This window comes from Bacillus sp. L_1B0_5 (assembly GCF_000836715.1).
GTDB lineage: Bacteria > Bacillota > Bacilli > Bacillales > Bacillaceae_G > Bacillus_A > Bacillus_A thuringiensis_S.
On the sequence record NZ_JXIS01000216.1, the window covers coordinates 1 to 2,165 of the forward strand.

Below are 2,165 nucleotides of genomic sequence, written 5' to 3' on the forward strand. Positions count from 1 at the left end.
TATTTGCCGAAATAAGCGGAAAGAAAGCGAGGATTAGGGATGAAACAGGGAATCGTTGGTTTAATCATAGTTGTACTAGTGGGTATCAGTGTATGGTTATGGAATCAAAATCGCACCTTACAGCATAAAGTCGAGCAAACGGAAAAGAAGTGGACGGAACAAGTAAAAGAGCTAAAAACAGAAAATCGAGCATTGGAAAAGCGCGTGACAGTTTTAACAGAAAATACCCAGGATAAAGGGCAAGAAGTAGCAAAACAGTTTGTAGAGCTGTTAATACGTAATGATAACAAGCAAAAAGAAAAGCCAGAATTTGAGAAGATCAAAGAAATGATAACAGGGGAAGCAAGAAACAAATTATTAAACGCGCCAGATGATGCACATAACCATATAGAAGATGAGGGCTCTATGCATATTCAAACCAAAGCAAAGATAACAGATATGTACTACATCAAAACCGCTGATAATAAAGCGGATGTAACGGTTAAATATGATTATCTTGTAACGATAGATGGAACAGAACAACAAGAAAAACACACCATGAAATTAAATTTAGTATTAGAAGGTGACAAATGGTTTGTAGAAAATTACGAGTTTCAAATCAATACAGGAATTGAAGGGCCATAGGGAAAGGAATGAGGGGATTTGGTGAATCAAAATGTATTGCATCACATTGGATATGAAATATTGCAAGAAACGTTTGTATTGATTCGAAATGTATTTTCCTATTCCAAAGAAGACGAATACAGTGTGACATATGTACGAGAAATTGCGGATGCTTTGCATAATATCCCGCATTCGATTCAAAAACAGCATGATACATTTTTAGAATTTGAGTTCAAGCTGTTAGAAGAAACATTAATGCAAATGGATTTTGGAAAGGTTGCCGCACAAAATATTCCTTATTTTAGAATGTATGCGGCACGTGTACAGCAATTGTTACAGAAGCGCTATAACGGGGGGAATTAAGGCGAAATGGGGCGATAAAGAATGATTGTATTTGGAATTGGGCTGTCAGTTTTGCTGATAGCCTATTTGTTTATCCAGGTGTATCCGTTCCACGAACAAAAATTAGAACAAAGAAAATATGATGAATATGGAATTTGGATCATTATTTGTACAGGGGTATGCCTCTATGTATCGCATCATTTTTTACAAGAAAACACTTGGCAATGGGGATTGAAAATCATTGGTGCAACTTTTTTTACAGGCTTTTCAATGGGATGTGTCGGAAAACAAAGTATATATGATTTTCAACACAAAAAGTTCCCCTTTCAGAAAAAATGACGTTTCAGATTCGTTTGTAATTGATTTTAAAGAAACTATTAATACATTTAGTATTGAATGAGGTTACGTCTTTTATTCGGTCTTTTAAGTGGTTTAAATGAGTTTTTAGAGAAAAGGGGGGGAGGATGATTTTTTTTAAGGTTATTGCATATATTTTGTTAAGTATAGGAGTTTGTACGCTTGTTTTGGCAGGAATAGCCGCTATTGTAAAGAATCAAATGATAATCGCAAATATAAATCTATTATTGGCCATGTACTATTTTTGTTCGGGAAGTCTTCTGTATTTGTGCACGTTATGGGAAACACAAGATATTATCCTACAAGCCTTTTTGATTTTAATTGTAGGAATAGCGATTATTCGATTAAGAAAAAGCTGGTATGTACCGCAAATGCGTATCCAACTTCAAAAACTACAGGAGCAAGTGACAAATAAGAATGATCTGTGAGGAACTTTAAGAAAAAGGGAGTGGAGAAATCTTGATACATCAATATGAATTAAACTTTTCAGTGATGTATAGTGGCAAGGTAACAGACTCACAATCTACGATTATTCCAGCAAGTTCTTTAGAGGAAGCAAATGAAAAATTAGAGTCGGAAGTAAAGCGACGATTAGGAAAATGTAGTATAAAAGTGTATTCCGCAAGTTTATTTGTTTCAGAGGAAGTTCAATATACAGTCTTACAAAAGTGAAAATCAATATCGTGCATAAAAAGGATGAAATGAATATGTTATGCCCAGTATGTATCAAAAGAGGAGAAAGGGAAGTTGAAATGATCCCAATGTATGACGAACATCCAAATTGGATTCTTTTTTGCAGGAAATGCGATCATCGACATAAAAATGAAGAAGTAAGTCCTCTTCCTTATTGAAAGTAATAAATC

Annotated in this window: 5 protein-coding genes; all 5 read left to right on the plus strand. The window is 34.5% G+C overall.

Going from position 1 to position 2,165, the window contains the following annotated elements; translation table 11 throughout:
- Window positions 1-39 precede the first annotated feature (39 nt).
- The 5 genes from RT27_RS31940 to RT27_RS31960 all read left to right on the plus strand — a co-directional run bounded on the left by RT27_RS31940 (window position 40) and on the right by RT27_RS31960 (window position 1,974).
- Window positions 40-624, plus strand: a complete 585-nt coding sequence (locus RT27_RS31940) for a hypothetical protein (protein ID WP_043939408.1) — start codon at window positions 40-42, stop codon at window positions 622-624.
- Between the two features lie 18 nt (window positions 625-642).
- On the plus strand, window positions 643-966 hold the full coding sequence (locus RT27_RS31945; protein ID WP_082044994.1) for a hypothetical protein: 324 nt from the start codon (window positions 643-645) through the stop codon (window positions 964-966).
- A 21-nt stretch (window positions 967-987) separates the two neighbouring features.
- A complete protein-coding gene (locus RT27_RS31950; RefSeq protein ID WP_043939412.1) occupies window positions 988-1,284 on the plus strand; it encodes a hypothetical protein in 297 nt (98 codons plus the stop codon).
- Between the two features lie 125 nt (window positions 1,285-1,409).
- Window positions 1,410-1,730 carry a hypothetical protein gene (locus RT27_RS31955; protein ID WP_043939414.1) on the plus strand — a complete coding sequence of 107 codons (321 nt, stop codon included), beginning with the start codon at window positions 1,410-1,412 and terminating at the stop codon, window positions 1,728-1,730.
- A gap of 31 nt (window positions 1,731-1,761) precedes the next feature.
- Window positions 1,762-1,974, plus strand: a complete 213-nt coding sequence (locus RT27_RS31960; RefSeq protein WP_043939415.1) for a hypothetical protein — start codon at window positions 1,762-1,764, stop codon at window positions 1,972-1,974.
- Window positions 1,975-2,165: the final 191 nt, after the last annotated feature.

Coding starts and splice junctions, on each gene's coding strand:
- RT27_RS31940 (WP_043939408.1), top strand. CDS start 40: ATGAAACAGGGAATCGTTGGTTTAATCATAGTTGTACTAGTGGGTATC.
- RT27_RS31950 (WP_043939412.1), top strand. CDS start 988: ATGATTGTATTTGGAATTGGGCTGTCAGTTTTGCTGATAGCCTATTTG.
- RT27_RS31955 (WP_043939414.1), top strand. CDS start 1,410: ATGATTTTTTTTAAGGTTATTGCATATATTTTGTTAAGTATAGGAGTT.